The 23,082-nt window shown below is 64.0% G+C and carries 22 protein-coding genes, 1 other RNA gene and 1 pseudogene; 10 read left to right on the top strand and 14 right to left on the bottom strand.

Annotation, left to right across the window (positions count from 1 at the left end; all coding sequences use genetic code 11):
* The first annotated feature begins 32 nt into the window (after positions 1 to 32).
* The 7 genes from ssrA (at position 33) to feoB (ending at position 5,624) form a co-directional block, all read left to right on the top strand.
* Positions 33 to 398: a transfer-messenger RNA gene (gene ssrA, locus AC0L27_RS11955) on the top strand.
* Between the two features lie 114 nt (positions 399 to 512).
* Complete coding sequence (locus AC0L27_RS11950; protein ID WP_275173488.1) at positions 513 to 1,028, top strand: SspB family protein; 516 nt, start codon at positions 513 to 515, stop codon at positions 1,026 to 1,028.
* A gap of 87 nt (positions 1,029 to 1,115) precedes the next feature.
* Entirely contained in the window at positions 1,116 to 2,588 is a 1,473-nt protein-coding gene (fumC, locus tag AC0L27_RS11945; protein ID WP_473319289.1) for a class II fumarate hydratase, read from the top strand.
* Between the two features lie 276 nt (positions 2,589 to 2,864).
* Complete coding sequence (locus AC0L27_RS11940) at positions 2,865 to 3,053, top strand: DUF4169 family protein (protein WP_275173486.1); 189 nt, start codon at positions 2,865 to 2,867, stop codon at positions 3,051 to 3,053.
* Complete coding sequence (locus tag AC0L27_RS11935; protein WP_007600962.1) at positions 3,050 to 3,304, top strand: ribbon-helix-helix domain-containing protein; 255 nt, start codon at positions 3,050 to 3,052, stop codon at positions 3,302 to 3,304. Before AC0L27_RS11940 ends, AC0L27_RS11935 begins: the two co-directional genes overlap by 4 nt.
* A gap of 152 nt (positions 3,305 to 3,456) precedes the next feature.
* Positions 3,457 to 3,732 (top strand): FeoA family protein, encoded by a 276-nt coding sequence (locus AC0L27_RS11930; RefSeq protein ID WP_007600961.1) that lies wholly within the window; start codon positions 3,457 to 3,459, stop codon positions 3,730 to 3,732.
* A 20-nt stretch (positions 3,733 to 3,752) separates the two neighbouring features.
* On the top strand, positions 3,753 to 5,624 hold the full coding sequence (feoB, locus tag AC0L27_RS11925) for a ferrous iron transporter B (RefSeq protein WP_473319119.1): 1,872 nt from the start codon (positions 3,753 to 3,755) through the stop codon (positions 5,622 to 5,624).
* A gap of 226 nt (positions 5,625 to 5,850) precedes the next feature.
* Here the strand turns inward: feoB and AC0L27_RS11920 are convergent, their stop codons facing one another.
* From AC0L27_RS11920 to soxC, 5 genes are all read right to left on the bottom strand, one after another.
* On the bottom strand, positions 5,851 to 7,026 hold the full coding sequence (locus tag AC0L27_RS11920) for a GAF domain-containing sensor histidine kinase (RefSeq protein WP_473319118.1): 1,176 nt from the start codon (positions 7,024 to 7,026) through the stop codon (positions 5,851 to 5,853).
* 313 nt (positions 7,027 to 7,339) lie between these two features.
* Positions 7,340 to 7,693, bottom strand: coding sequence for a hypothetical protein (locus AC0L27_RS11915; RefSeq protein WP_275173480.1), 354 nt, complete (start codon positions 7,691 to 7,693; stop codon positions 7,340 to 7,342).
* Positions 7,694 to 7,738: 45 nt separating this feature from the next.
* Positions 7,739 to 8,209, bottom strand: coding sequence for a DUF302 domain-containing protein (locus AC0L27_RS11910; protein WP_473319115.1), 471 nt, complete (start codon positions 8,207 to 8,209; stop codon positions 7,739 to 7,741).
* Between the two features lie 10 nt (positions 8,210 to 8,219).
* A complete protein-coding gene (locus tag AC0L27_RS11905; protein ID WP_275173477.1) occupies positions 8,220 to 8,768 on the bottom strand; it encodes a c-type cytochrome in 549 nt (182 codons plus the stop codon).
* Positions 8,755 to 10,026 (bottom strand): sulfite dehydrogenase, encoded by a 1,272-nt coding sequence (gene soxC, locus AC0L27_RS11900; protein ID WP_473319113.1) that lies wholly within the window; start codon positions 10,024 to 10,026, stop codon positions 8,755 to 8,757. The genes AC0L27_RS11905 and soxC overlap by 14 nt, the downstream gene beginning before the upstream one ends.
* Before the next feature lie 163 nt (positions 10,027 to 10,189).
* On the opposite strand from soxC, the gene AC0L27_RS11895 reads away from it, so the two are divergent.
* Entirely contained in the window at positions 10,190 to 10,687 is a 498-nt protein-coding gene (locus AC0L27_RS11895; protein WP_473319112.1) for a GNAT family N-acetyltransferase, read from the top strand.
* Here the strand turns inward: AC0L27_RS11895 and AC0L27_RS11890 are convergent.
* From AC0L27_RS11890 to AC0L27_RS11870, 5 genes and pseudogenes are all read right to left on the bottom strand, one after another.
* Positions 10,669 to 11,850, bottom strand: coding sequence for an MFS transporter (locus tag AC0L27_RS11890; RefSeq protein WP_473319110.1), 1,182 nt, complete (start codon positions 11,848 to 11,850; stop codon positions 10,669 to 10,671). The two genes, AC0L27_RS11895 and AC0L27_RS11890, sit on opposite strands and share 19 nt — an antisense overlap.
* A gap of 222 nt (positions 11,851 to 12,072) precedes the next feature.
* The gene (locus tag AC0L27_RS11885; protein ID WP_473319108.1) at positions 12,073 to 12,456 is read right to left on the bottom strand and encodes a DUF1330 domain-containing protein; all 384 of its coding nucleotides are present in this window, start codon (positions 12,454 to 12,456) and stop codon (positions 12,073 to 12,075) included.
* A 13-nt stretch (positions 12,457 to 12,469) separates the two neighbouring features.
* Positions 12,470 to 12,862, bottom strand: a complete 393-nt coding sequence (locus AC0L27_RS11880) for a putative quinol monooxygenase (protein ID WP_473319104.1) — start codon at positions 12,860 to 12,862, stop codon at positions 12,470 to 12,472.
* Between the two features lie 114 nt (positions 12,863 to 12,976).
* Positions 12,977 to 13,371, bottom strand: a pseudogene (locus AC0L27_RS11875) ((R)-mandelonitrile lyase).
* 168 nt (positions 13,372 to 13,539) lie between these two features.
* Positions 13,540 to 14,325 carry a carboxymuconolactone decarboxylase family protein gene (locus AC0L27_RS11870; RefSeq protein ID WP_473319102.1) on the bottom strand — a complete coding sequence of 262 codons (786 nt, stop codon included), beginning with the start codon at positions 14,323 to 14,325 and terminating at the stop codon, positions 13,540 to 13,542.
* Between the two features lie 252 nt (positions 14,326 to 14,577).
* Here AC0L27_RS11870 and AC0L27_RS11865 point away from each other — a divergent pair, with 252 nt between their 5' ends.
* Entirely contained in the window at positions 14,578 to 15,477 is a 900-nt protein-coding gene (locus tag AC0L27_RS11865; protein ID WP_473319099.1) for a LysR family transcriptional regulator, read from the top strand.
* A gap of 50 nt (positions 15,478 to 15,527) precedes the next feature.
* On the opposite strand, the gene AC0L27_RS11860 is transcribed toward AC0L27_RS11865, so the two are convergent.
* The 4 genes from AC0L27_RS11860 to AC0L27_RS11845 form a co-directional block, all read right to left on the bottom strand.
* Entirely contained in the window at positions 15,528 to 15,770 is a 243-nt protein-coding gene (locus AC0L27_RS11860; protein WP_247288059.1) for a hypothetical protein, read from the bottom strand.
* A 19-nt stretch (positions 15,771 to 15,789) separates the two neighbouring features.
* Positions 15,790 to 16,905: a DUF2336 domain-containing protein gene (locus AC0L27_RS11855; RefSeq protein ID WP_473319096.1), complete on the bottom strand. Its 1,116-nt coding sequence runs from the start codon at positions 16,903 to 16,905 to the stop codon at positions 15,790 to 15,792.
* Positions 16,906 to 17,272: 367 nt separating this feature from the next.
* Positions 17,273 to 20,932 (bottom strand): AsmA family protein, encoded by a 3,660-nt coding sequence (locus tag AC0L27_RS11850; protein ID WP_473319095.1) that lies wholly within the window; start codon positions 20,930 to 20,932, stop codon positions 17,273 to 17,275.
* Positions 20,933 to 21,071: 139 nt separating this feature from the next.
* Positions 21,072 to 22,301 (bottom strand): cytochrome P450, encoded by a 1,230-nt coding sequence (locus AC0L27_RS11845; protein ID WP_473319092.1) that lies wholly within the window; start codon positions 22,299 to 22,301, stop codon positions 21,072 to 21,074.
* A 129-nt stretch (positions 22,302 to 22,430) separates the two neighbouring features.
* Here AC0L27_RS11845 and AC0L27_RS11840 point away from each other — a divergent pair, with 129 nt between their 5' ends.
* Positions 22,431 to 23,042, top strand: a complete 612-nt coding sequence (locus AC0L27_RS11840; RefSeq protein WP_354060633.1) for a TetR/AcrR family transcriptional regulator — start codon at positions 22,431 to 22,433, stop codon at positions 23,040 to 23,042.
* The last annotated feature ends 40 nt before the right edge of the window (positions 23,043 to 23,082 follow it).

Below are 23,082 nucleotides of genomic sequence, written 5' to 3'. Positions count from 1 at the left end.
TCCAAAGGGAACCTCGGAATGATCGCTCGAAACACCTGTTATTTGAAACCTTTGCCCCCTATATTGGGAGTGCCGGTTCGCCGGCTATGGAAATAAACGGTCGTCGCAATAAACCATTCGGACCCGGGGGCGGTACCCGGCGCCTCCACCAAAGCCCACCAGCGGGCTGGCCCTGAGGCGGGCTTTGGCGGGGGCGAAATAGGATCGACGAGGGCGTAAAGGGCGTTCTTTTTCTCGGTATTGTTCCGCCGTTATCGGGCTATGCAATAGTTGCCAACGACAACTTTGCTCCGGTTGCTCAGGCTGCGTAACGCAGTTTGAAAGACCATTCTGAAGTCCTAACGGGTTAAGCTCCGTTAGGCGGGGTTCGGAGGCACCTGGCAACAGAAGCCTCCACTTACCTCTTATTTCCTACCCCGCGGGGACTCCTGCTGACCCGTCAGGCGCGGTACTATTGCGGCTTGGCGAGTCGGGCCGACAGGGCCCAGCTCCTGGAATGCAACAGGACCACCATGGCGACCGATCATATCCGATACGATGTGCTGGCCCGCGACGCACTGCGCGGCGTGTTGCGCAAGGTGCTGACCGACGCCGCGTCCCAAGGACTGCCCGGCGAGCATCATTTCTTCATCACCTTCGTGTCGAAGGCCGACGGCGTGAAATTGTCCTCACGGCTGCTGGCCCAATACCCGGAAGAGATGACGATCATCCTGCAGCACCAGTTCTGGGATTTGACCGTGCTCGAGGACCGCTTCGAGGTCGGCCTGTCCTTCGGCGGCATTCCGGAGCGGCTGATCGTGCCGTTCAGCGCCATCAAGAGCTTCCTCGATCCGTCCGTGAAATTCGGCCTCCAGTTCGACACCTCCGATGTCGCCGACCTCTCGGCCGAGACATTGCCGGCCGCTCCCGCCCCGTCAGCGGTCGCGGTGCCCCCTGCCACTGAACCTGCGGAAGGCGCCGAAGAGCCGGCGGCTCCGAACCAGGGCGGCGCCGAAGTCGTGCGCTTGGATCGTTTCCGCAAGAAATGATCTAGATCGGACTGGCGCCCGTCGCAGGCGGCCAAACTCCCTATATAGAGGCACATGAAGAGGCCGCGTGGCATTTCGCGCGGCGGAATGGATGTGCTCATGGCCAAAACTTCACTCTCGAAGACTTCCCGCTCGAAGGCCGCCCGCTCGAAGACCGACAGCTCCTCACGCCCGGCGACCCGCACCGAGACCGACAGCTTCGGCCCCATCGAGGTCCTCGCCGATCGTTATTGGGGGGCGCAGACCGAACGCTCGCGGCAGAATTTTCGCATCGGCACCGATCGCATGCCGATCTCGCTCGTACACGCGCTCGGCGTCGTCAAGCTCGCCGCGGCGCAGTCTAACCAGGAGCTCGGCCTGCTCGACCAGCGCCGCGCCAACGCCATCATCCGCGCCGCGCGCGAGGTGATCGAGGGCAAGCTGGACGATCATTTTCCGCTGGTGGTGTGGCAGACCGGCTCGGGCACCCAGAGCAACATGAATCTCAACGAGGTCATCGCCAATCGCGCCAATGAGCTCCTGGGCGGCGAGCTCGGTGCCAAGAAGCCGGTGCATCCCAACGATCACGTCAACATGAGCCAGTCGTCGAACGACTCGTTCCCGACCGCGATGCATATCGCGGCGGCAAGCCGCATCACCGCCGATCTGGTCCCTGCCCTCGGCGAATTGCTGCGCGCGCTGCGCAAGAAGGAGAAGGAGTTCGCAAAGATCGTCAAGATCGGCCGCACCCACACTCAGGATGCGACGCCGCTGACGCTCGGCCAGGAATTTTCCGGCTATGCCGCACAGGTCGAAAGCGGCATCGCCCGGCTCAAGGTCGCGGTGAAGGAGCTCTATCCGCTGGCGCAGGGCGGCACCGCCGTCGGCACCGGCCTCAATTCGAAGCCGCGCTTTGCAAAACTGTTCGCAAAGCACGTTGCCGGGATTACCAAGTTGCCCTTCACCAGCGCGGCCAACAAGTTCGAGGCGCTGGCTTCGAACGACGCCTATGTGCTGGCGCACGGCGCCATCAATTCGGTCGCGACAGGCCTGTTCAAGATCGCCAACGACATCCGCCTGCTCGGATCGGGTCCGCGTTCGGGCCTCGGCGAACTGATGCTGCCGGAGAACGAGCCGGGCTCCTCGATCATGCCGGGCAAGGTCAATCCGACGCAGTGCGAGGCGATGACGATGGTGTGCTGCCAAGTGTTCGGCAATCACACCGCGATCACGGTCGCCGGCAGCCAGGGCCATTTCGAGCTCAACGTCTACAAGCCCGTGCTGGCCTACAACATGCTGCACTCGATCCGGCTGATGGCGGACGCCGCGCGCTCCTTCACCGAGCATTGCGTCAGCGGCATCCGCGCCGACGAGAAGCGCATCAGGGAACTGATGCAGCGTTCGCTGATGCTGGTGACGGCGCTCGCTCCCAAGATCGGCTACGACAACGCGGCCAAGGTGGCCAAGACGGCGCATGCCAACGGCACCACGCTGAAGGAAGAGGCGCTGCGGCTCGGCTTCGTCTCGGGGGAGGAATTCGACCGCCTGGTGCGCCCCGAGAAGATGACCAGCCCGGGATAAATTCCGAATTCCGATAGCCATCCGTAATGATACGGAGCCCCTAGCTCCATTAAATGTAGGGCTTAAAGGACGGGATTTGATTACCGTCAATGTCGCGGCGGGATTGCGTGTTACGCAGCCCCTCCGCCCCCACGGGGCGGAATTCATCGTTTGATGGCCCAAGGGTCGATTGACGAGGACAAGCGAATGGCGATCAAGTCTCATTGGGCGCAGTGCGGCGCACAGTTTCTGAATGTTTCATCCTGCCCACGGAGGATCGGATGATGGAGACGCGACATGGCGAACGTCATCAACCTGAATCGTTTCCGGAAGCGCGCCGAGCGGGAAGCCACGGCGAAGCAGGCGCACGCCAACCGAACGAAGTTCGGCCGCACGAAGGCGGAGCGGTCAGCGGAGGAGACGCGCGCGGACCAGGCGAAGGCGCATCTGGACCAGCACCAGATCGATCGCGAGGAGCAGCCATGAAGTCGCCCGTCGTGAAACGGTCGATCGTCGTCGCCGGTCACAAGACCAGCGTCAGCCTGGAAGAGGCGTTCTGGAACGGCATGAAGGAGATCTCGGGCCTGCGCAATATGACGCTGTCCGAGCTGGTCGGCGAGATCGACGGCAACCGCCAGCAGGGCAATCTGTCCTCGGCGATCCGCCTGTTCGTGCTCGACTACTTCAAGAGCCGCGCCATGGCCGCCATCCAGGCGGAAAAGGTCCCGGCCCAGTAGCCGACTTTGCGCCGATCCTTGGCGCTCATCTTGGCGCCGATCCCGGCGCCAATCGCCTCCGTCACGAAGCTGGTACTTTAAAATCACTCTAAGGTGCAGTTTCAGCGACCGAGCGCGCTTGACCTCGATGCCCTGCGTTGAAAATACAGGGCATGACCGACATCCATGATACGCGTCCGCAGATGCCGCTGGGCCTGGCCCAGCGCGGCTATACCGGCGTCATCCAGCACCTTTCCCCCAAGGACGCGGGCTCGGCGCTCTCGGACATCGAGCTCGAGAGCCGGCTGATCGAGCTCGGCTTCGTCGAGGGCGCCCGGGTCGAGGTCCTGCACGAGGGGCTGGTCGGGCGCGACCCGATCGCGGTACGGGTCGACAGCATCACCATCGCGGTCCGCCGTCGCGAAGCCATGGCCATTATCGTCGCCTGAAGCGACCGGACCCCAATTCGATGGAATTGCCCCTACTTCATCTCGCCCTGGTGGGCACGCCAAACAGCGGCAAGACCTCGCTGTTCAATGCGCTGACCGGGAGCCGGCAGAAGGTCGCGAACTATCCCGGCGTCACCGTCGAGCGCAAGGAAGGCTTCTTCGTCACGCCGTTGGGGCGCCAGGTCTCCGTGGTCGATTTGCCCGGCACCTATTCGCTGCGCGGCCGCAGCCCGGACGAGGAGATCACCCGCGACTTCGTGCTCGGCAAGGCCACCGGCGAGACCCTGCCCGACCTCGTGCTGTGCGTGGCGGATTCGACCAATCTGCGCCTGACGATCCGCCTGCTGCTGGAGCTCAAGCGCACCGGCCGGCCGATGATCCTCGTGCTCAACATGTTCGACATCGCGACCCGCCGCGGCATCACTGTCGACGTCGAGCGGCTCGCCAAGGAGCTCGGCGTGCCCGTGGTCACCTCGATCGCGGTGCGCAAGGGCGGCACGGCCGACCTGCTGTCGCTGACCGACGAGATTTCGGCAAAGCTCGCGGCAGAGCCGGGAGAGAACAATTGGCGGGCGCTCAGCGTGGCCGACTTGCGCGCCACCCAGCGCGAAGCCGACCGCATCATCGCAGACTGCGTCAGCCTGCCTGCTCGCCCCGACACCTGGACCGCGCGGATCGACGCGATCGTGCTGCATCCCGTCGGCGGGCTGATCGTGCTCGCGGCGATCCTGTTCGTGATGTTCCAGGCGGTGTTCGCCTGGGCGCAGCCGCTGATGGAGCTGCTCAATTCGGGCTTCGACTCTCTCGGCGAGTTCGTGCACGCCACCCTGCCCGCCGGCCTGCTGCAGAGCTTCCTTCAGAACGGCGTGATATCAGGCGTCGGCAGCGTGATCGTGTTCCTGCCGCAGATCATCATCATCTTCCTGTTCATCCTGCTGCTGGAAGATTTCGGCTACATGGCGCGTGCCGCGTTCCTGATGGACCGCATCATGGGCGGCGCCGGCCTGCACGGCCGCGCCTTCATTCCGCTGCTGTCGAGCTTTGCCTGCGCCATCCCCGGCATCATGGCGACGCGCGTGATCGATAACAAGCGCGACCGGCTGACCACGATCCTGATCGCGCCGCTGATGACCTGCTCGGCGCGCATTCCCGTCTACACGCTGATCATCTCCGCCTTCATTCCGGCCAGAGACGTCTGCGGCTTCATCAACCTCCAGGGCCTGGTGATGTTCGGCCTCTATGCTGTCGGCATCGCCAGCGCGCTTGCCGTCTCGTTCCTCATCAAGTTCTTCATGCTGCGCGACTATGCGCCGGCGCCGTTCATGCTGGAGCTGCCGGACTACAAGATGCCGCGGCTGAAATCGATCGCGATCGGCGTCTATACGCGGGCCAAGATGTTCCTGCACCGCGCCGGCACCACGATCTTTTCGATGATGGTGCTGATCTGGTTCCTAGCCTCGTTCCCGCAGCCGCCCGCGGGCGCCACCGAGCCGGCGATCGACTTCAGCCTGGCCGCGATCATCGGCAAGGCGCTCGAGCCGCTGCTGGCGCCGGTCGGCTTCAACTGGCAGATCGCGGTCGCGCTGATCCCCGGCATGGCGGCGCGCGAGGTCGCGGTCGCAGCACTCGGCACCGTCTATGCGATCGAAGGCGGCAAGGAAGCGGCCGAGCAGATCGGCCAGGTGCTGGCGACGAAATGGTCGCTCGCGACCGCGCTGTCGATGCTGGCCTGGTACATCTTCGCCCCGCAATGCGCATCCACGCTGGCCGTGATCCGGCGCGAGACCGGAAGCTGGACCTGGATGGCCGTCACCTTCTTCTACATGCTGGTGCTGGCCTACGCCGCGAGCCTTCTGACCTACAATGTCGCGCTCGCGTTCGGGGCGGGCTAGCCCCTCTCGAAATTCAAAAACGCGAAAACAACCCCATGCACAGTAGACCGACGCTGTGAGATCAATGGGTTACGCGTGTGCTAAATCAGCTGACCGTAGCTGGCCCGACCCAACGCCGTCACACAAGGCCGGTTGCGCCGTCGGGCAAAACAGGCGCATGATGGCATTGTCCGAGAATTGGCCAGACGCTCGATGACGGCCAGATACTGGAGCGTGGCACGCCTTCTCAGCCGCTGGCCTGTGTTGCCGGGAACGACGCGGTGAACACCGTTTCATCCCGCATCGACGACGCGGCGATCAACCCGCCATGGGCGCGCGCGATCTCTTGGGCGATGTACAATCCGAGCCCAAGCCCTTTCTGGTTCGGCAGAACGTCGCCACGATCGAACGCAGTGAAAAGGCGCGGGATCGCATCAGCCGGAATTGGCGCGCCTTTGTTGATAACGCTGATGTCGAAGCCGGCTTCGGTCGTCTGCGCCAGCACCCTGATCGGCTTGTCGGCGGCACCATAGGAAATCGCGTTGCCGAGAAGATTGGACAGCATCTGACCTATGCGGTCGGCGTCGATTCTCACAGGTCCCGGAACGTTGACGACCGTTTCGATGACGCGATCTGGATGCACGTTCTCGAACTCCGCGACAATCTGCTTGATGACAGGCTCGAGCGGCTGTTCTTTCAGCTTGAGCTGCATCCCGGCGCCGAGCCGCGCGCGGGCGAAGTCCATGACATTGTCGATCAGGCCCGCCATCCGGGCCACGCTTCCCTGCAGCAGATTGATCCAGTTCTTGCCCTCGTCATCGACCTTCTTGTTCAGAAGCCGCAAGCCGCCCTGGATCGAGGCAAGAGGGTTTCGGAGGTCGTGACCGAGCACGGCGATGAACTGCTCGCGCAGTTCGGCATTGCGTTGTTCCAGCGCGAGCCTGTTCTCGATCAGTTCGACGCGCTCGGCGGCATCGAGATGAGACGCGATCAACTCAGCAAAAAGCTTGAACATGCCGATGACTTCGGGAGTCCGAAGCTTGCGCGGCTTCGGATCGATCGCGCAAAGAGTTCCGAAGAATGAACCGTCGGGGAGAATGATCGGCACGGAGATGTAGCTTTGGAAGCCATATTGCGCAGGCGTGTGATGCGTGCAGTACGCGGCGTCTTCGCTGACATTCTCGATGACGACGGCGTCACGGCTCTGCCGGATCTCGTGGCAGATCGTGGTCTCGACCTTGAGCTCGTCACCGGGCTTCAGCCCGAACGCAAGTTCGTCACGCGAGGCACAGGTGATCCACCTGTCCTCGGTGACGCGGGCAACGGCCGTAAACCCCATGCCGGTGGTCCGGCTGACCACGTCCAGGATGGTCGAGACCGCAGCGATTCCGCTGACCTTGGCTATGTCGCGCTCGAAATCCATTGCCACTCCGCTTCGGAACATTCGCCCCGGGGAAGACCGTCACCCCAACTAAAGCGCGTCCTTGCAACGGTGAAAAGCACTGCCAGCCAAGTTATTCCGCGTCAATGTCACCCGACACTCCACCATTGAAACGGCTATCTGTTCCCAACGGAACAATCGGGTATTGGCAGGCTAAGCGCCGAGAGGCTTTCGAGAGGATCACCTGGCCGACCTCGTCGCATTGCATCTCCATGCCGAGGTGTCCCGGTATTTCAGCGGCGTGCGTCCGGCGGAGAGGACGAAGCCCCCCCGGGATTCGAAGCGAGCATCCGGCTCAGCGGACTCTCTCGGTGCGCTCGCTCGGTGTGGTGGAGCCTGAGCTGACGCTTTCTTCGTTCGAATCGCTCTCCGGCTCCCGGATCAGCACCGCCGGTTCGTCATAACCCTTGCGGCTGCTGTAGAACACCAGCGCCATCAAGCCGATGCCGACCACCAGCGAAAACACGACACCGAGCACCAGTGCGACATAGCCCGACGCTGGCACCTCCGTTGTCGTGCTGAACCAGCCGAGATAGCCGAGCGCGCCGGCACCGACGAGGAGGGCGCATAACACCGCTATGACCGCCCATCTGGCGATCTTGCCGTCCCCGGGAGCGGGTGATTCCGGTTGCCCGTCTGTGCTGTTCATGGATCTCTCCTCATGGCGCACGCGTCGCGCGGTCGTCCCATTGCGCTAGGGGGCGGTGACCTTGGTCGCGATCGCGTGCAGGGCCGCCGTCATAGCGACAATTGCAGCCTTGGCCGGCTCGCCGATGCCGTGACGCCCGGCGATATACGCCGGATCATTGTAGGACAGCCAGGTCGCGCCTTGTTCGTCCTGCCAGACCAGCGCCTTCAGCGGCAGATCGATGCCGCTGGTCTGCGACTGCTGCATCAATGGCGTACCACCCCTTGCGTTCCCGAAGATGATGAGATTGGTCGGGCGCAACGGCAGACCGGCAGCGGCGGCGCCCGCGGCATGATCGACATGGGCGAATATTGTGAGACCCTTGGCCGTCACCTCGGCTTCCAGCCGCTTCATCGTCTCTTCAGGGCCGAAACTGCTCCTGATCGTGATCAGTCCGTCGACGGCCATTGCTTGGATCTCCCATAAACATGTCGCAGCAACCAGAACGAGGATCTTGAGCAGCGCCGAAACCCTCATGATCACACGCTCATTTCTTGCGGAATAGTTTTGCCGGATCGAATTCCGGGTCCGGAATGAAGCCGTCGCGGTTGGGCATCTTGATCTTCGGCAAGCTGTCCTTATCAACCTTGCCGTCGGGAGGAACGATGCCATTCAGACTCAGGATGTAGGCCGTGACGGCATAGGTGTCGTCGGTGCTGAGCGAACCCGGTGTGGGATATGGCATCGCGCGGTGGATGTAGTCGTACAAGGTCGTCGCATAGGGCCAGAAGCTGCCGACGGTCTTGACCGGCGCGCTGGAGGCGAGTGTGCCCTGTCCACCGGCCAGACGATCCTTGATCCCGCCCTGGCCGTTGTCGCCATGACAGGCCGTGCAATTGTCGGCGAAGACCTGCTTACCCTGCGCAACCGTGCCGCTGCCGACAGGCAGCCCCTTGCCATCGGGTGTCACGTCGATGTCCCATAGCTTGATCTCCTCCGGAGTCGCGGGACGGCCGAAATCGAATGCAGATGCGGGCGCCGCGAGCAGGCCGAGCGCGAGAGCCGCAGCGACAAGCCGATTATTATGCGAGGACATTGCGGACCCTCCCGGCCTCGTCGATGCTCCAGGTCTGCTGGGCGTTGTAGTGGAACAGCGCATTGGTCCCCATCGCGGCGATGAAGGACTGCCGGTCCGGCTGAACGTTGCCTTGCTCGTCGGTCGCGCGGCTCACGATCCTTGTCGGCTTACCGTCCCAGACCCAATCCATCTGAAATCGAACCTGGGCCTTCGACAGCACCGGCTGATTCAGCTGCGCCTGTTTCCAGATTTTCGCGCCGTCAGTCGATGTCTCGACCCTGGCGATCTTGCCATGGCCGCTCCAGGCGAGACCGGAGATAATGTTGTAGCCGGGCTGGATCTGCATCGTGCCCGAGGGCTGTGTGATGACGGAGTTGGTTTCCATCCTCAGCTGGAACTGGCGGGCCTTGCCGTTGGCGAGCAGCTGCGTGTAGCGCGCCGTCTCCCAGCGGGTCATCCAGGGCTCAGTACCGAACTTGAGACGGCGCAGCCATTTGATGTTGAGGTTGCCCTCGAAACCCGGCATCACCAGTCGCATTGGAAACCCGTGCGCGGGGCGCAGTGGTTCGCCGTTCTGACCGTAGGCGACAAAGGCCTCGTTCACGATTTCGTCGGTCAACGGAATGCTGCGGTCGACGCCGGCGCCGTCGCCTCCCTCGGCGAGCATCCAGTTCGAATTCTTCTCCTTGCCCGCGAGACCAATCAGGAACTTCAGCGGAACGCCGGTCCACTCATTGGTGCTGACGAGGCCGTGCGTGTTCTGCACCGTCAGATCAGGGTCTGCCTTCTTCCAGTTTTCCCAGCCGTTTCCGGTGCATTCGATGAAGACCACGCGCGTGACCGACGGCATCCGCTTGAGATCGTCGACGCTGAACACCAGCGGCTTCTGAACCAGGCCATGGATGAGCAGACGGTGCTGCGCGGGATCGATGTCCGGCACCCCGGAATGGCTGCGCTCGTAATGCAGATCGGTTGGTGTGATGTTGCCAACCAGCTTCTGATGCGGCGTCTTCGAGTTGATGGCATCACTGGGGTCGACGTTGCGCTTGCCTGGTCCCGCCTCGGGAATGCGATCGATCTTGACGAACCGCGATCGTTCGCTGTGCGCACCGAGATCGGCGCCGGGCCCGCGATCAGGGATTTCGGCCAGCGTTTGCTTGGCCGCCGCTTCGGTCGCAACCGCCCCCAGAACGCCCGCCGACAGGCCTCCCACAAAACCGCGGCGCGAGACGCTCGCGCGCCGTTGCAGTGATTCGATTTGCGTTTTGGACGTCATGCAATCTCCGTCGGCCTTCGTGCTGATTTGGAAATTTCACCGCTTTTCCATGGGGACATTGACCGGATGCCGCCGAAATTGCCCGTTAGGATGTGTTAGAAATCATGAGGGGGCGGCGAAGGCGCGTCATCCTGACCTGCCCCGAAAGCTTCTATCCGGGTCCATGGATCATTTCAGCACCGAGAACCTGACCGCCGAGAGGCTTCGTGAGGATCACCTCGCGCACCTCGTCGCATTGCATCTCGATGCGGACGTGTCGCGCTATCTCGGCGGCGTCCGTTCGGCGGAGAGGACCAAGACCTATCTCGATGCGAATATCGCGCATTGGGACCAGCATGGCTTCGGGCTGTGGGTGCTGCGAACGAAAGACGGCGCATTCGCCGGGCGAGCGGGCATCCGGCACATCCTGGTGGACGAAATCGACGAGATCGAGATTGCCTATGCGTTCAAGCGCGAATTCTGGGGCCGCGGATTTGCAAGCGAGATCGCCACGGCGCTGACGGATATCGGACTGTTACACTACGAGCTGCCGTCTCTGATCGGCCTGGTCTATGTCGGCAATGGCGCATCGCGCCGCGTCCTGGAGAAGTCCAACTATCTCCTCGAGCGAACCACGTTCCGTCACGGCGAAGACGTCGTGATCTACCGTATTCGGCGGTAGACCCCAAAAGGCAGAAGTCCGGAGCCGCAGAGCACGACGGCGGCGGCAATGAAGGCGCTCCGGTATCCACTGCTGTCGTACAAGAATCCTCCGAGGGAGGCGCCCGCCGTTATGGCGAGCTGGATCACCGCGACCATCAGGCCGCCGCCCGCCTCCGCATCCTCAGGCAGCGCCCTGCTCATCCAGGTCCACCAAGCGACCGGTGCGGCCGTGCCGATGAGGCCCCAACCGGCCAGCAGCACAGTGACCACAACGGTTGAACCTCCGAAGGCGATCAAGCCGAGGGCAAGGGCAGCCATAGCAAGCGGCATCCCGATCGGAAGTCCTTGCAGGCCCCGCCGCAGAAGGAAGCTGATGAGGTAAGTCCCCAGCAGGCCCGCGACGCCGACCACGAGCAGGATGGCCGAGAGCGTCGAGACGTCTACGCGCGTCACGGTCTCCAGAAATGGCCGCAAATAGGTGAAAAGCGCGAACTGGCCCATGAACAGGAGAGCGACCGAGAGCATCCCAATGCCGATCGCCCGCCGGCGAAGCAACCCGAATACGTTCCCCGCGGCACTGCGCTTGGAGGGCATCGAGGGCAATGTGGCGTATTGCCAGACCAGGGTGACGATGGCGAGCGGGACGACGCAGAAGAAGGCGCCGCGCCAGCCGATGAACTGGCCGAGGAAGCTCGCGAGCGGTGCGGCGATCGTGGTCGCGAGTGCGTTCCCCCCGTTGAGGAGGCTGAGAGCTGCCGCAACCTGCTCTTCAGGCACAAGACGCATTACGGTGGCCGCCGACACCGACCAGAACCCGCCGATGACGACCCCGAGCAGCGCGCGCCCTGCCATGAACACCAGCGCGTTGGGCGCCAGCGCCACCATTAGTCCCGATACGATCATCGCCGAGGTGAGGCCAAGCAGAACAATGCGTCGATCGATGCCCCGCGTCACCGAGGAGATCGCAAGGCTGGTGAAGACGGCGAACAGCCCGGAGACCGCGATGGCCTGGCCCGCCTGCCCCTCGGTCATGTGGAGATTGGTCCCGATGGGGGTGAGCAGGCTGACCGGCATGAACTCGGAGGCAATCAAGGTCCCGACGCAGAGGGTCAGCGCAAACACTGCACTCCATGCCGGACCGCGCGACAGCGCCTCGTTGCTTCGAGCGAGTTGTACGCTCATGAAAACCTCTCCTAATGATTGGCGCGCGCGTTCGCCCCGATTGGAGGATGTGGGGTGGGATGCGGGGCCTTACATTTCGGTACTGCTCGTCACTCACCTTCTCCATTCATTCGACGGTTCGTCCGTCCTGCGCCGACCCATGAACATGGGGACGTTTCTGTCGCCAGCACGACGACACTAAGCCGATGAATACCGACGTCCGCTGGAACCGGTTGGAATTGGTCACTTGGACAAGCCATCAACCGCAAAGATGCGAAAACGACCATACCTCTCGCCCACGGCACGCGCGGCGGTGTATTCCGGCGAATGTCGCCACTTCGTCATTTGCTCGACCGAGTCCCATTGGACAAGAACGACACGCCCCTTCGGCGGATCTCCGTCGATTGAAAGGCCACTGCCGCCTCCTAGATACCGTCCCCCGTACGTCTTGAGGCTTTCACGCGCTAGAGGAGCGAATTCCTTCGCGAACTCCTCGGGGTCGATTACCGTGTTATCTTCGATCATATAGACGGGCGGCTTCGCCTGCGCATGAAGAGTCTGAACGCCGAAGCTACCGATACCGATTCCGGCCGCCAGCGCCGCGGCCATCGCGATCGAGTTGTTCATGTCGATTCTATCCTCACTTCGATTTGGCGCCGAGCACGATCGGGGTTGCCTGTATCAGCTTGAGCGACTTCACCATCTTCTCAACCGTCGTCTTGTATTTCTTGAAATGATCTGTTCCGAGATGAGCTTCGTAGGCGCTCCTGTCCCGGTAGATTTCGAAAACCTTGACGTGGGTCGGGTTGTCCTTTTCGGAAACGGCGTAGAGCACCAGGACGCCGGGCTCCTTGCGAATTGCTGCGTCGATCTGTTCCTGCACCGCAGCCCTATAGCCGTCCAATTGGACGGGATCGATCTCGATTTCCGCCACCTGGACATATCGTTCGTCCGCCTGTTGGGCGACGACGCCGCCGGCGAATACAGCGGCCAGCATCGATAGGCCGTACGAGAAAAGCTGCTTCTTCTTCATGTTCCCCCCTCAGAGGCTTCACTGGCCCTACCTGAGTTCGATTGCTCGAAGGTTGCTCGCGGCTTTGGCGATATCGTTTCAGTTCATCGCTGTCGCACCCGCGCATCGCAGATCTCACTTCAGATATTGGTTGTCGGCGACCTTCTCCATCCAATCGACGTTCTTTCCGTTGACGGATTCCTGAATGGCGATGTGCGTCATTGCGGTGGTCTGCGTCGCTCCGTGCCAATGTTTCAAGCCCGGCGGAAACCACACGACGTGCCGGCGCGGATTTCCTCAATCTGCCCGCCCTCTCGCTGCACCCAGCCCAGACCGGCCGTCACGATCAGCGTCTGCCCGAGCGGATGCGTGTGCCAGGCCGTGCGTGCGCCGGGTTCAAAAGTGACCTGAGCGCCGCTGACGCGTGCGGGCTCGGGAGCCGCGAACAGTGGGTCGATACGCACCGTCCCGGTGAACCAGTGTTCGGGGCCCTTCTGGGAAGGGCGGGACCCGTTTCTCTTGATGTCGATGTCCATTGCAGTCTCCTTCAGTGCTTCGGACGCGAGCGCCGGCGCCAGTCGAATTCCCGCGCCGGCGAGGGCGCTTCCGCCAACGAGGATGTCTCTACGCGTCACCACGGCATGCGTCCGCTCGTGGCGGCTCGCGAACAGGATTGTCGACCGGGCATTGTCATTCCCTCAGCGCGGTCGCTTTTCGATGACGTCCTTGACCACCGGCGCCGCGGAGAAAGCGCTAGGCCAACCGGCGTAGAAGGCGAGATGGCCGAGCACCTCGCCCGCTTCCTCACGAGTCAACCCGTTGTCCATGGCGCGGTTCAAATGGTAGGTGATCTGCGCGACCTGACCGGTGGCGATCAGCGCGCTCACGGTAACCAGGCTGCGGTCGCGCGGAGCCAGCGCCGGCCTGAGCCAGAGGTCGCGGAACAGCACGTCGGTCGTAAACTGGACAAGGCTGGGCGTGATCTGCCCGAACTGCTCTCCGACGCGCGTTGCCCGCTGCTTCTCCGCCGCCTCGTCGAGCGGCAGTTGCGGCCCCGACGCCGGGGGAAGCTGATCGGGCCCGATGTTGCGGCTCTCGAAGACTTCCTTCGCAGCCGGGATCGCATCAATCGCGTTGGCCCAGCCGGTGTAGAAGGCCAGATGCGTGATGATCTCCGATATCTCCGACGGCTTCACGCCATTGTCCAGCGAGAGACCTAGATAGTATGGCAGTTCCACCTTCTGATCTCGGGCGATGAGAGCCGCGACGGTGACGATGCTGCGGTCCCGAGGCGAGAGAGCCGGTCGCTTCCACAGATCGCCGTGGACGAATTTTTGCGCGTAGCCTTCGAGAGCTGGCGCGACCGCGCGGACGTCTACCGGCTTTGACATGGTCTTTGCTCCTTCGATGGATCCGTCTCGGGCCGCCACCGGGCCGTCAGCAAATAGGCAGATCGAAAACAAGGCCGCTGCGAGCATTCTCATCGCGAGTATCCTTCCAGGTTGTCGGGTGCACCATCAGCCACAAGGCGACGAGTGCTGCGCAGAGCACGGTGCCCGCGCTCACGAGAAACCCGGACGTTCAATCGCGTCAGGCTGCGATCAACGAGCGCAGGGCTGGCGAGCCCTCGGGCGAAGAGAAGATCAAGTGCCGCTCATGTTGATGGGAAACTAAGGCTTCCGCCTCCGTCCGATTAGGTGATAAAATCCGCATGCAGTCATAAGACAGGCTTATCAATGAACCGGGACGACGCCAGCGATATCCTGGCCTTCCTCGCCGTGGCGAGGGAACGCAGCTTCACGCGTGCCGCAGCCAAGCTTGGCATGACGCAATCGGCGCTGAGCCAGATCATCCGAAAGTTGGAGGAGCGGCTGGGGGTCCGTCTTCTCAACCGAACGACCCGGAGTGTCACGCCAACTCAAGCCGGAGAACGGCTGTTCGCGAGCGTCGGGCCCAAATTCACCGAGATGGATGCTGATCTCGCTGCGCTGAGTGAGCTCCGAGAAAAGCCCGCTGGAACCGTGCGTTTGACGGCAACGGAGTACGCCGCCGCCGAGATCCTGCTGCCGGCGCTGGGGAAGGTTCTTCCCCAATATCCAGACATTCACGTCGAGGTGATCATCGATTACGGGCTCACCAACATCGTGGCGCAGCAGGTCGACGCGGGCATTCGTCCGGGCGAGCTCGTCGCCAAGGACATGATCGCTGTACGCGTCAGCCCTGATCTGCGAATGGCCGTCGTGGGGTCGCCGTCCTACTTCGCCGAACGCAAGCGGCCCAGGACGCCTCAGGATCTAACCGGCCACAATTGTCTGAACCTGCGCCTTCCGACCCACGGCGGCAGCCTGTACGCCTGGGATTTCGAGAAGAACGGGCGGGAGCTCAACGTGCGCGTGGAAGGACAGCTTGTGTTCAACAGCGCAGGGCTTCTGCTGGAGGGAGCGCTCAAAGGCCTCGGCCTTGCCTACCTCACCGAAGGACACGTGCAGCCATACATCTCGCAGGGTCGGCTGATCAGGGCCCTGTCGGATTGGTGTCCGCCGTTCTCGGGTTACCACCTTTACTATCCCAGTCGGCGCCAACCTTCACCGGCATTCTCGCTGCTCGTCGAGGCCCTTCGATATCGCGGCAAGTAGGATCTCACCACCGCTCACGGCGCCTGACAATCCTCGGCCGGGCAGGACTGTTACCTGAAATACCCCAACACGAGATCGACATCCGCGCTGCCGGCCGCCGTGCCGTTCAGCTCGGCGTCGATGACGCGGCGGCACGCTTCGATCGCGGCATGGTCACCGAGGTCGTTGGCGGCTTCCAGCACGAGCCAGGCGGCATCGACCGAGGCCTGGTCCGCTGCTCCGCCGCCGATCTCGCCGGCTGCGGCCTTGTTGAGGTTCTTCTTGCGAACGGCGGTGCCGAATTGAGGCAACATTGCAGATACTCCCTCTCGCTCAGTGTACCTGGAGCTCGGGCTGACGGCCCGCGTCGGCACCCGCGGTCTTGCGCGACTGGTAGAATTTCAAGACGCTGCGCGAGGTCTCGATCTTGAGCTTGCCGAAATCCCGCTCGTTGTCGTGGAGCTCGCGCGCCGTGATCAGATGATCCTTGGCGCCGAGGAACAGCAGCGACATCGTGGTGTCCCAGGAGAAGTCGAGCGCCTTGCACAGCACCAGGATCATCTCGCGGTTGCGGTCCATCATCGCCCGCTCGATCACGTCGACCGGCAGCGACGACAACAGCGACAGGCCGATCTGCACCTCGTCGAAGCGATGCTGGCGCGCATAGTTCGAGATCGAGTCCTGGTTGAGGTTGCCCTGCCGGTACTGCGTCGTCACCACGCGCTTGGCGACGAAATAGCTGCGCGAGGACGGGCCGAACTTGGAGTGCAGATCGCCGGTGACGTCGCTTACCGAACTCTGGATCTGCGCCATCATTTCCGGGCGCTCGTGCTCGAGCCGGCGGCGGACGTCCTCCGACGCCTTCGAGATCAGCTGCTGGAAGATGTGACGCGGCACGTCCTTGCGCAGGCCGAGCTGCTCGGCAAGAATCGAGTCACCCTCGGCGCGGCGGACCATGTGGAGCAGACCCGAACCGGAGAAGCGCGCGCCCTCGTTCCTGGCAACCGACGTCACGACCTCCTGGTCGCCGCGCTTGACGAGCACGTCGGTGACGGCCTCCCCGATCGACTTGCGCTGCGCGATCGCGAGCAGATGCAACTGGCTCTTGGTCATGGCGCTCTCGACCAGCAGCTTCTCGTCGAGACGATTGGAGTCGCGCAGTACGGGACCGGCGACCTCGATCTCGTCGGCGGTCGCGAGTTGCGCAATGACATTGAGCGGAGCGTGATCGCAGGCTGCCATCACCTCGGAGAGTTGCACGCGCGCAGCAACCTCGATCTCGTCGGCGAGCCGACCGATGACTTCGCCGAACGTGCTGATCTCGTCGTCGCTGTAGCGGCCGGTGATCAGAATGTCGGTCGCGTGCCACAGCGCCTTGGTCCGGCTTTCGTCGGTGCCGCGTGCGATCGCGTCGTCCAGATCCTGCAGAAGTGTTGTCGCGCCGTTCATCCCGATGACCCCAGTTCTTGGCTAGCCATCCTGCTTGTGCCGGCAGGACGCCGTGTTCCTCTGGGAACAGAGACTAGGGAACAAACGCGAGAATCCGGTAAAGTCGGCAGATCAGTTTTGCCGAGCAAAATTCGTTAAAAGGCGAGGGAATGTGTTTACCCCGGGGGCCACCGGCGAAGGTGCGCTCCCTCTCCCGCCTGCGGGAGAGGGTTGGAGAGAGGATGTCTCTCCGGCGTCATGGCCGGGCTTGTCCCGGCCATCCACGTCTCACCGCTTAGGACGAAGAACGTGGATGCCCGGGCCTTCGCCTCGCCGAAGCGGCTTCGGCCGCGCAGGCGGGACAAGCCCGGGCATGACGGACTATCGCCTACGGATTCGACGGCGTCAGGACCAGCGGCGGCTTTGGCTTGGGCTTTGCGGGCGGCGGGCCGGGGGCCGGCCTGACGTCGATCGGCGGGGGCAACGGCGCGATCTGCGTGCTTGCGAGCGGCGGGCTTGTCAGTGGCGGGCTTGTCAGTGGCGGGCTTGGCGCTGCGGGAGCAGCCTGCGGCGTCTTGGGTGTCGGCGCAACCCTGATATCGGACTTGGCCTTCGGCGGCGGCGCACGGCGCGGATCCCGGCCGGGCATCGGCACATCCGTGAGCGACGGCTCCGGCATCGAGTCTGGCGACACCAGGGTCGGCAGTGCGGCGGTGGCCGGCGGCGGCTCGCCGCGCTCGATGGCGTCCAGGCGGCGCGTCTCGCGGTCGATCGTGCGCACCGCGAGCCACGACGACAGCGGCCCGAGATCGACGGTGCGATTGAGCCTGTCGGGGGGGCCTGCCGCGAACAGCTGGATTTCCGGCGGCGCGCCGGACAGCCCGGTCATGATCGGCGTCAGGCTGGCGCGGATGTCGGCCTGGTCGGCGGGGATGTCGTAGCCGCCGGAGACGATGGCACGCGCGTTCTTCGCCTCCAGCGACGTTGCGCCGACACGCAGGCGCCCGTCGCGGATCGTGAACGGGATCTGCGCCGAGGCCACTGCAATCGGACCCGCCGACAGTGCGGGCTCGACCAGCTGCCGCAGCCGGTTGTCGTCGGCAACCTGGCCGCCGTCGCTGGCGCGGATGGCGATCTCGAAGGCGCGCGGATTGAGGCCGGAGATTTCAGCGGATTCGAGCGTCACCGTGCCGTTGCCGGCGAGCGCGCCGGTGAGCGCCGCGACGCTGCGGCCCTGACTGGTCAGCGCCATCTGCGCCGAGGCGCGTCCCTTCGGCAGCGCGAGGTCGCGATAGCGCAGCGCCGCCGCGTCGACTTTGCCGAGCTCGATGCGCGCGTTCAACGTCAGACCATTGGCGCCATTGCGTGCATCGAGGCTCGCCGACATCTCGCCGCCGCCGACGCCGCCCTTCATTGCGTCGAGAGCGAGCGACTGACCGTCGCTCCGGATCGTACCGCCGAAGGGGCGCAGCTCGATGCCGCCGGGCAGCGTGCCGTGCAACGCCTGGAAGGCGACGCGGCCGCGCCAGCCGCCGAGAAGCCCGGCACTCAACGGCGCATTGGCATCGTTTCCGGACGCGCCGATGGCCATCGCGAGCGCCGGCACGAGGTCGAGCGTATCGAGGCCCACTTCGCCGTCGACGGTCTTCTCCGGATCGAGCGTCACCGCCAGATGCCCCCGCAAATGCGAGCCGGCCAGTGTGCTGTCGAGATCGTTGAAGGTCAGGCGGTTGCCGGAGAGGCCGACGCGCGAGGACAGATTGACGCTCTGCACGGATTTATCGGCCGGGCTGGTTCCGAACAGCGGCGCCAGATTGGCATTGCGCACGCGCAAATTCACGCTGCCTTTCGGCTCGGACAATTCGACGTTGCCTTGTGCGTCCGCGTCCAGCCCGCCGCCGCTGAGCTTTGCATTCAATTGCAGCTGATGGCGCCACGCACCGCTCAAGCGGCCTTCGAACTGCGAAGCGCCCTCCCCTGCGGCCACCACACGATCGAGCCCGAGCAACGCCAGCAGTGAACTGGCCTGCGGTGTCGAGACTTTCGAATCCAGCGTGAAGTCGCTGTTGCGCAAGCGCTCGAGGTCGATGCCGTTGACGGCGGCCACCGGTGTCTGCGCGGCCAGTGTCGCGGTGGCCTTGAGCTGCGGCGCGTCGAGCTCGAGCGCGGCGCGCGCGTCGTTGCGATCGGCGTGTTCGGCGTTCTTGTCGAGGCTGAGGTCGAGTTTGAGGCGGGTCGCGCCTGGCAGCGGCGGGATGGCGTCGAAGCGCGCGCGCACCGACGGCGCAAACGGCTCGAGCAGTGCGGTGAGATCGCGCAGCGAATTGGCGGAGGATTTCAGCGCGAGCTTGCCCGTGGCCTTGGCGCGGTCGAAGCTGCCGCTCGCTTCCGTCGTCACGCCGCTGGCCTGGCCGAACCGCAATTGCTCCAGCGACAGCGCCGCCGGGCCGTAGCCGAGTTTCGCGGTGAACGGACGAAGCTCCTGCCCGGCCGAGATCGCGCGGCCGATATCGAGCGAAAGCTTCGCTTCCTCCGGCCATTCGCCCTGCGGCCCCGAAAGCGCGCGCACAAAACTTGCGGCGGCATCGAGGTCGAGGCGGTCGGCCTTGAGCTCCGCGTCGATCCGCGAGCCCTTGCTCGCGCCGGTCTGGACGAAAGCGATGCGGCCTTCGACCGCGCCGCCCTCGATCTCGGCCTTCAGCCTGTCGATGGCGAAGTGATTGGCGGCGATGGTCACGTCACCGGCAAGGCGCAGCGGCCGCGTGCTGCGGCGGTTGACCTCGTTGCGGCCCTGGAGCCATGCCACCAGCGTATCCGGATCGGAGGAATCGACGCTGAGGCGGCCGCTGAAACTGTCGGCGCCGGGCGTCGCACCGTTGAGCGAGAGCTGCGTCTGGCCTGGCGCGCGCAGCTCGAGCCGCTGGAAGGTCCAGGATCGTCCGTCGGTCGCAAGCTCGGCCGTGATGTTCTGGAGTGGACGGCCGCCGAGCATGATCTGGTCGGAGTTGAACTCGATCTGCGCCGGGATCGGCGCCTGCGGGATTGCGGCGAGCCCTGCGCGGAGCGCCGGGAGGATGCGCTGCGGCTCGCTAGCGTCTTTAGCCGTGAGCTTGTCGGCATCGACCTGGCGCGCAGACAGCACCGCACGCAGCAGCGGCGAAGCGCCGAACCTGATATCGCCGACGCCGCCGAGCTTCAGCGCGGTGTCTTCAGTGCCGAAGCTGGCGTCGATCTGCTCGAACTTGGCGCCGGCCGGATCGGCCTTCAGTTTTGTGGTGAGCTTCCAGGGCATCGGCCCCGCATCGGCCGGCTTCTTCGGCGCCGGCACCGCGAGCGTCAGCGCGCCGTCGAATTTCGGCAGGCGGTTGTCGAAGGCGAGCACGCCTTCGAGATCGGCCAGGATCGCACGCTCGCCGGGATCGATGTTGAGGTGGAGGCGGGTGGCGTTGCCGTCGGCGCTCGGGCCGGAGGAGACGCGGAACGGATAGCGGACGCCAGTGGCGGTGAAACTGCCGTCGCCCCGGACCGAGCCGGCCAGCGAGCGCACGTCGCCGGAGAAGGCGATGTCGTTGAGCTCGAGTGTCGAACGGCTGGCGGCATCATGCAGGGCGATGCGGCCGGTGAGGTTCAGCCGCTCGATCGCCAGCGAAGCCAGATTGAAGCTGCCGCTCGCGGTGGAGGGCAAATCGACCCGCCCGCGCGCGTCGAGGCCGAGATCGACCGCCATGCCGTTGACCGAAAGCTCGGTGGCGCGCCATTCGCCGCGCATCAGGGAACTCAGGCTGAATTCGACGTCGAGCTTGTCGGCGCGCAGACGACCGAGATCGTTGTTGCCGCCGAAGGTGACCCCGCGCAGCCGCAGCGTCGGCGCCGGCAACAGCCGCGCGTCGAGCTCGCCCGCCACCCGCACCGGCACGCCGATGATCCTGCCGGCCTCCGCTTCGAACTGGGGCCTGAACTGGTTCCAGTCGACGAAGTAAGGCCCGATCAGAGCGGCCAGCAGCGCTAAGATAAAGGCAATCGCCAATCCGAGCAGCGTCGTCTGCACGGGTCTCCCCTCGGCCAAACCGGATGCGGGCCTTGCCTGAGCCGCAGGGCCTCAGACGTACCGGAACAGCCCCTTATATAGGGGGAAGTGTGGCGAAGTCACAGCGACTGTTGCGCGCGGAGGTTAAGGCCGGCGGCTATCACCAGCTCGCAGGCAGCCGTTTCAGGCCGCGCAGCACGAAGGTCGGCCGCCATTCCGGGTTTTCGACGTCGTCGATGCGCAGATCCGGCAGCCGACGCAACAGCGTGGCGATGGCGATCTCGGCCTCGAGTCGCGCCAATTGGGCCCCCAGGCAGAAATGGATACCGCCGCCGAACGACAGCGGCCTCACATTCTGGCGGGTGACGTCGAGCCGGTCAGGGTGGTCAGGATAGACCGCCGGGTCGCGGTTGGCCGAGCCCAGCAGGCAGAGCACGGTCTCGCCCTTCGGGATCATGGCGCCGCCGACATCGTCGATATCCTCCAGCGCGACCCGCCCGGTCATCTGCACCGAGGAATCGTAGCGCAAGAATTCCTCGATTGCGCCCACCATCAGTTCTGGCCGCGCCTTCAAAAGCGCGAGCTGGTCCGGATTGCGATGCAGCGCAAGCAGGCCGTTGCCGATCAGATTGACCGTGGTCTCGTGGCCAGCGCCGAACAACAGGATGATGTTGGCGGTCAGCTCCTCGTTGGTGAGCTTGTTGCCGTCTTCCTCGGCCTGCACTAACTGGGTAATGAGATCGTCGCCGGGGTTGCGGCGGCGCAGCTCGAACAGCTGCTGGAAATACATCTGCGCCATCATGTTGCCGGCGTTGCCCTTGGCGATCTCCTCCGGCGAGAGCGGCACGGGGTCGAGCAGCCGTCCGCCGTCGCGCGAGCTGCTATAGAAAGTGTCGCGATGGTCCTCGGGGATGCCGAGCATGTCGCAGATGATGGTGACAGGCAGGCGAAAGGCGAAATCCTCGATCAGGTCCATGTGGCCGCGGTCGATCACGGCATCGATGGTTTGGTCGACGATCTGCTGGATGCGCGGCCGCATGTCCTCGACGCGGCGGGCGGTGAAGGCCTTCACGACGAGGCCGCGCAGGCGGGTGTGGTCGGGCGGATCGGCCTGCAGCATCCAGTGGCTCATGCTGCGGAAGACCGGCTCCTCCATGATCTTTTCGCTATAGCGGCGCTTGGAACGCTCGACGAAATCCTTGCCGAAGCGCTTGTCGCGCATCACGAGGCTGACATCGGCATGGCGGCTCGTGACGAACTGGCCGAACGGCGTCACGTGGATCGGAAAGATCCCGCGCAGCCGCTCATAATGCGGATAGGGATCGCGGATGAAGTCGGGCGACAGCGGGTTGAACAGCGGACCGCCGGTGCCTTGCACGTGCTCGTTCATGGTGACCTCATATCGGTTGCCGCATGAATCGCATACGCCGGGCAGCCCCTCTTGCGCAGCGTAACCACCCCTGAATTATCAACTCGATACATTGTTGTATCGAGTTGCATTCTGCCCTAAACTGCTCCGATGTCAAGGGTGAGAACCAGGCCGACCAGGGACGACACGCGCGACAAGCTGTTCCAGGCGGCCGCGCGCGTGTTCGAGCAAGACGGCATCGGCGGCGCCAGCATCGAGGCGATCGCAGCCGCGGCCGGCTTCAGCCGGGGCGCGTTCTATTCCAACTTCAAGAGCAAGGACGAGCTGATCATCGCCATGCTCGAAGACCATGTCGCGCAGTCGATACGGCGCAACATGGACATCCTCGCGCAGCACGACAATCTCGACGACTTCATCGCCGCGCTGAAGGCGATGGATCGCACCCGGCAAGACCCGCTCGGCCGCTCGCCACTGCTGCACATGGAGATGATCCTGTTTGTCGCGCGCGCCGAGAAGCGCCGGCCCGAACTTGCAAAACGCCTGCGCGCGCGGCGCAAGCTGGTCGCCGACATCGTCGAGGCCACGCTAAAGAGCAACGCGAAAGGCGACACGCTCAATCCGCCATGGATGGCCTCCGTCGTGCTGGCGCTGGAAGACGGCTTTCGTCTGCACCGCCTGATCGATCCGGAGACGACGCCGGCCGACAGCTTTCTGCGCGCGATCACGGATTTGCGGCGCAGGACGGGATTGTCGTCGGACTAGCGCGCCCTCTTTCGTAACTTCGCTGTTCCCGCTCGTCATC

The organism is Bradyrhizobium sp. Ken51, assembly GCF_055807435.1.
Note: the sequence above shows the minus strand (reverse complement) of the source record. Positions and strands in the feature narration are given on the sequence as shown.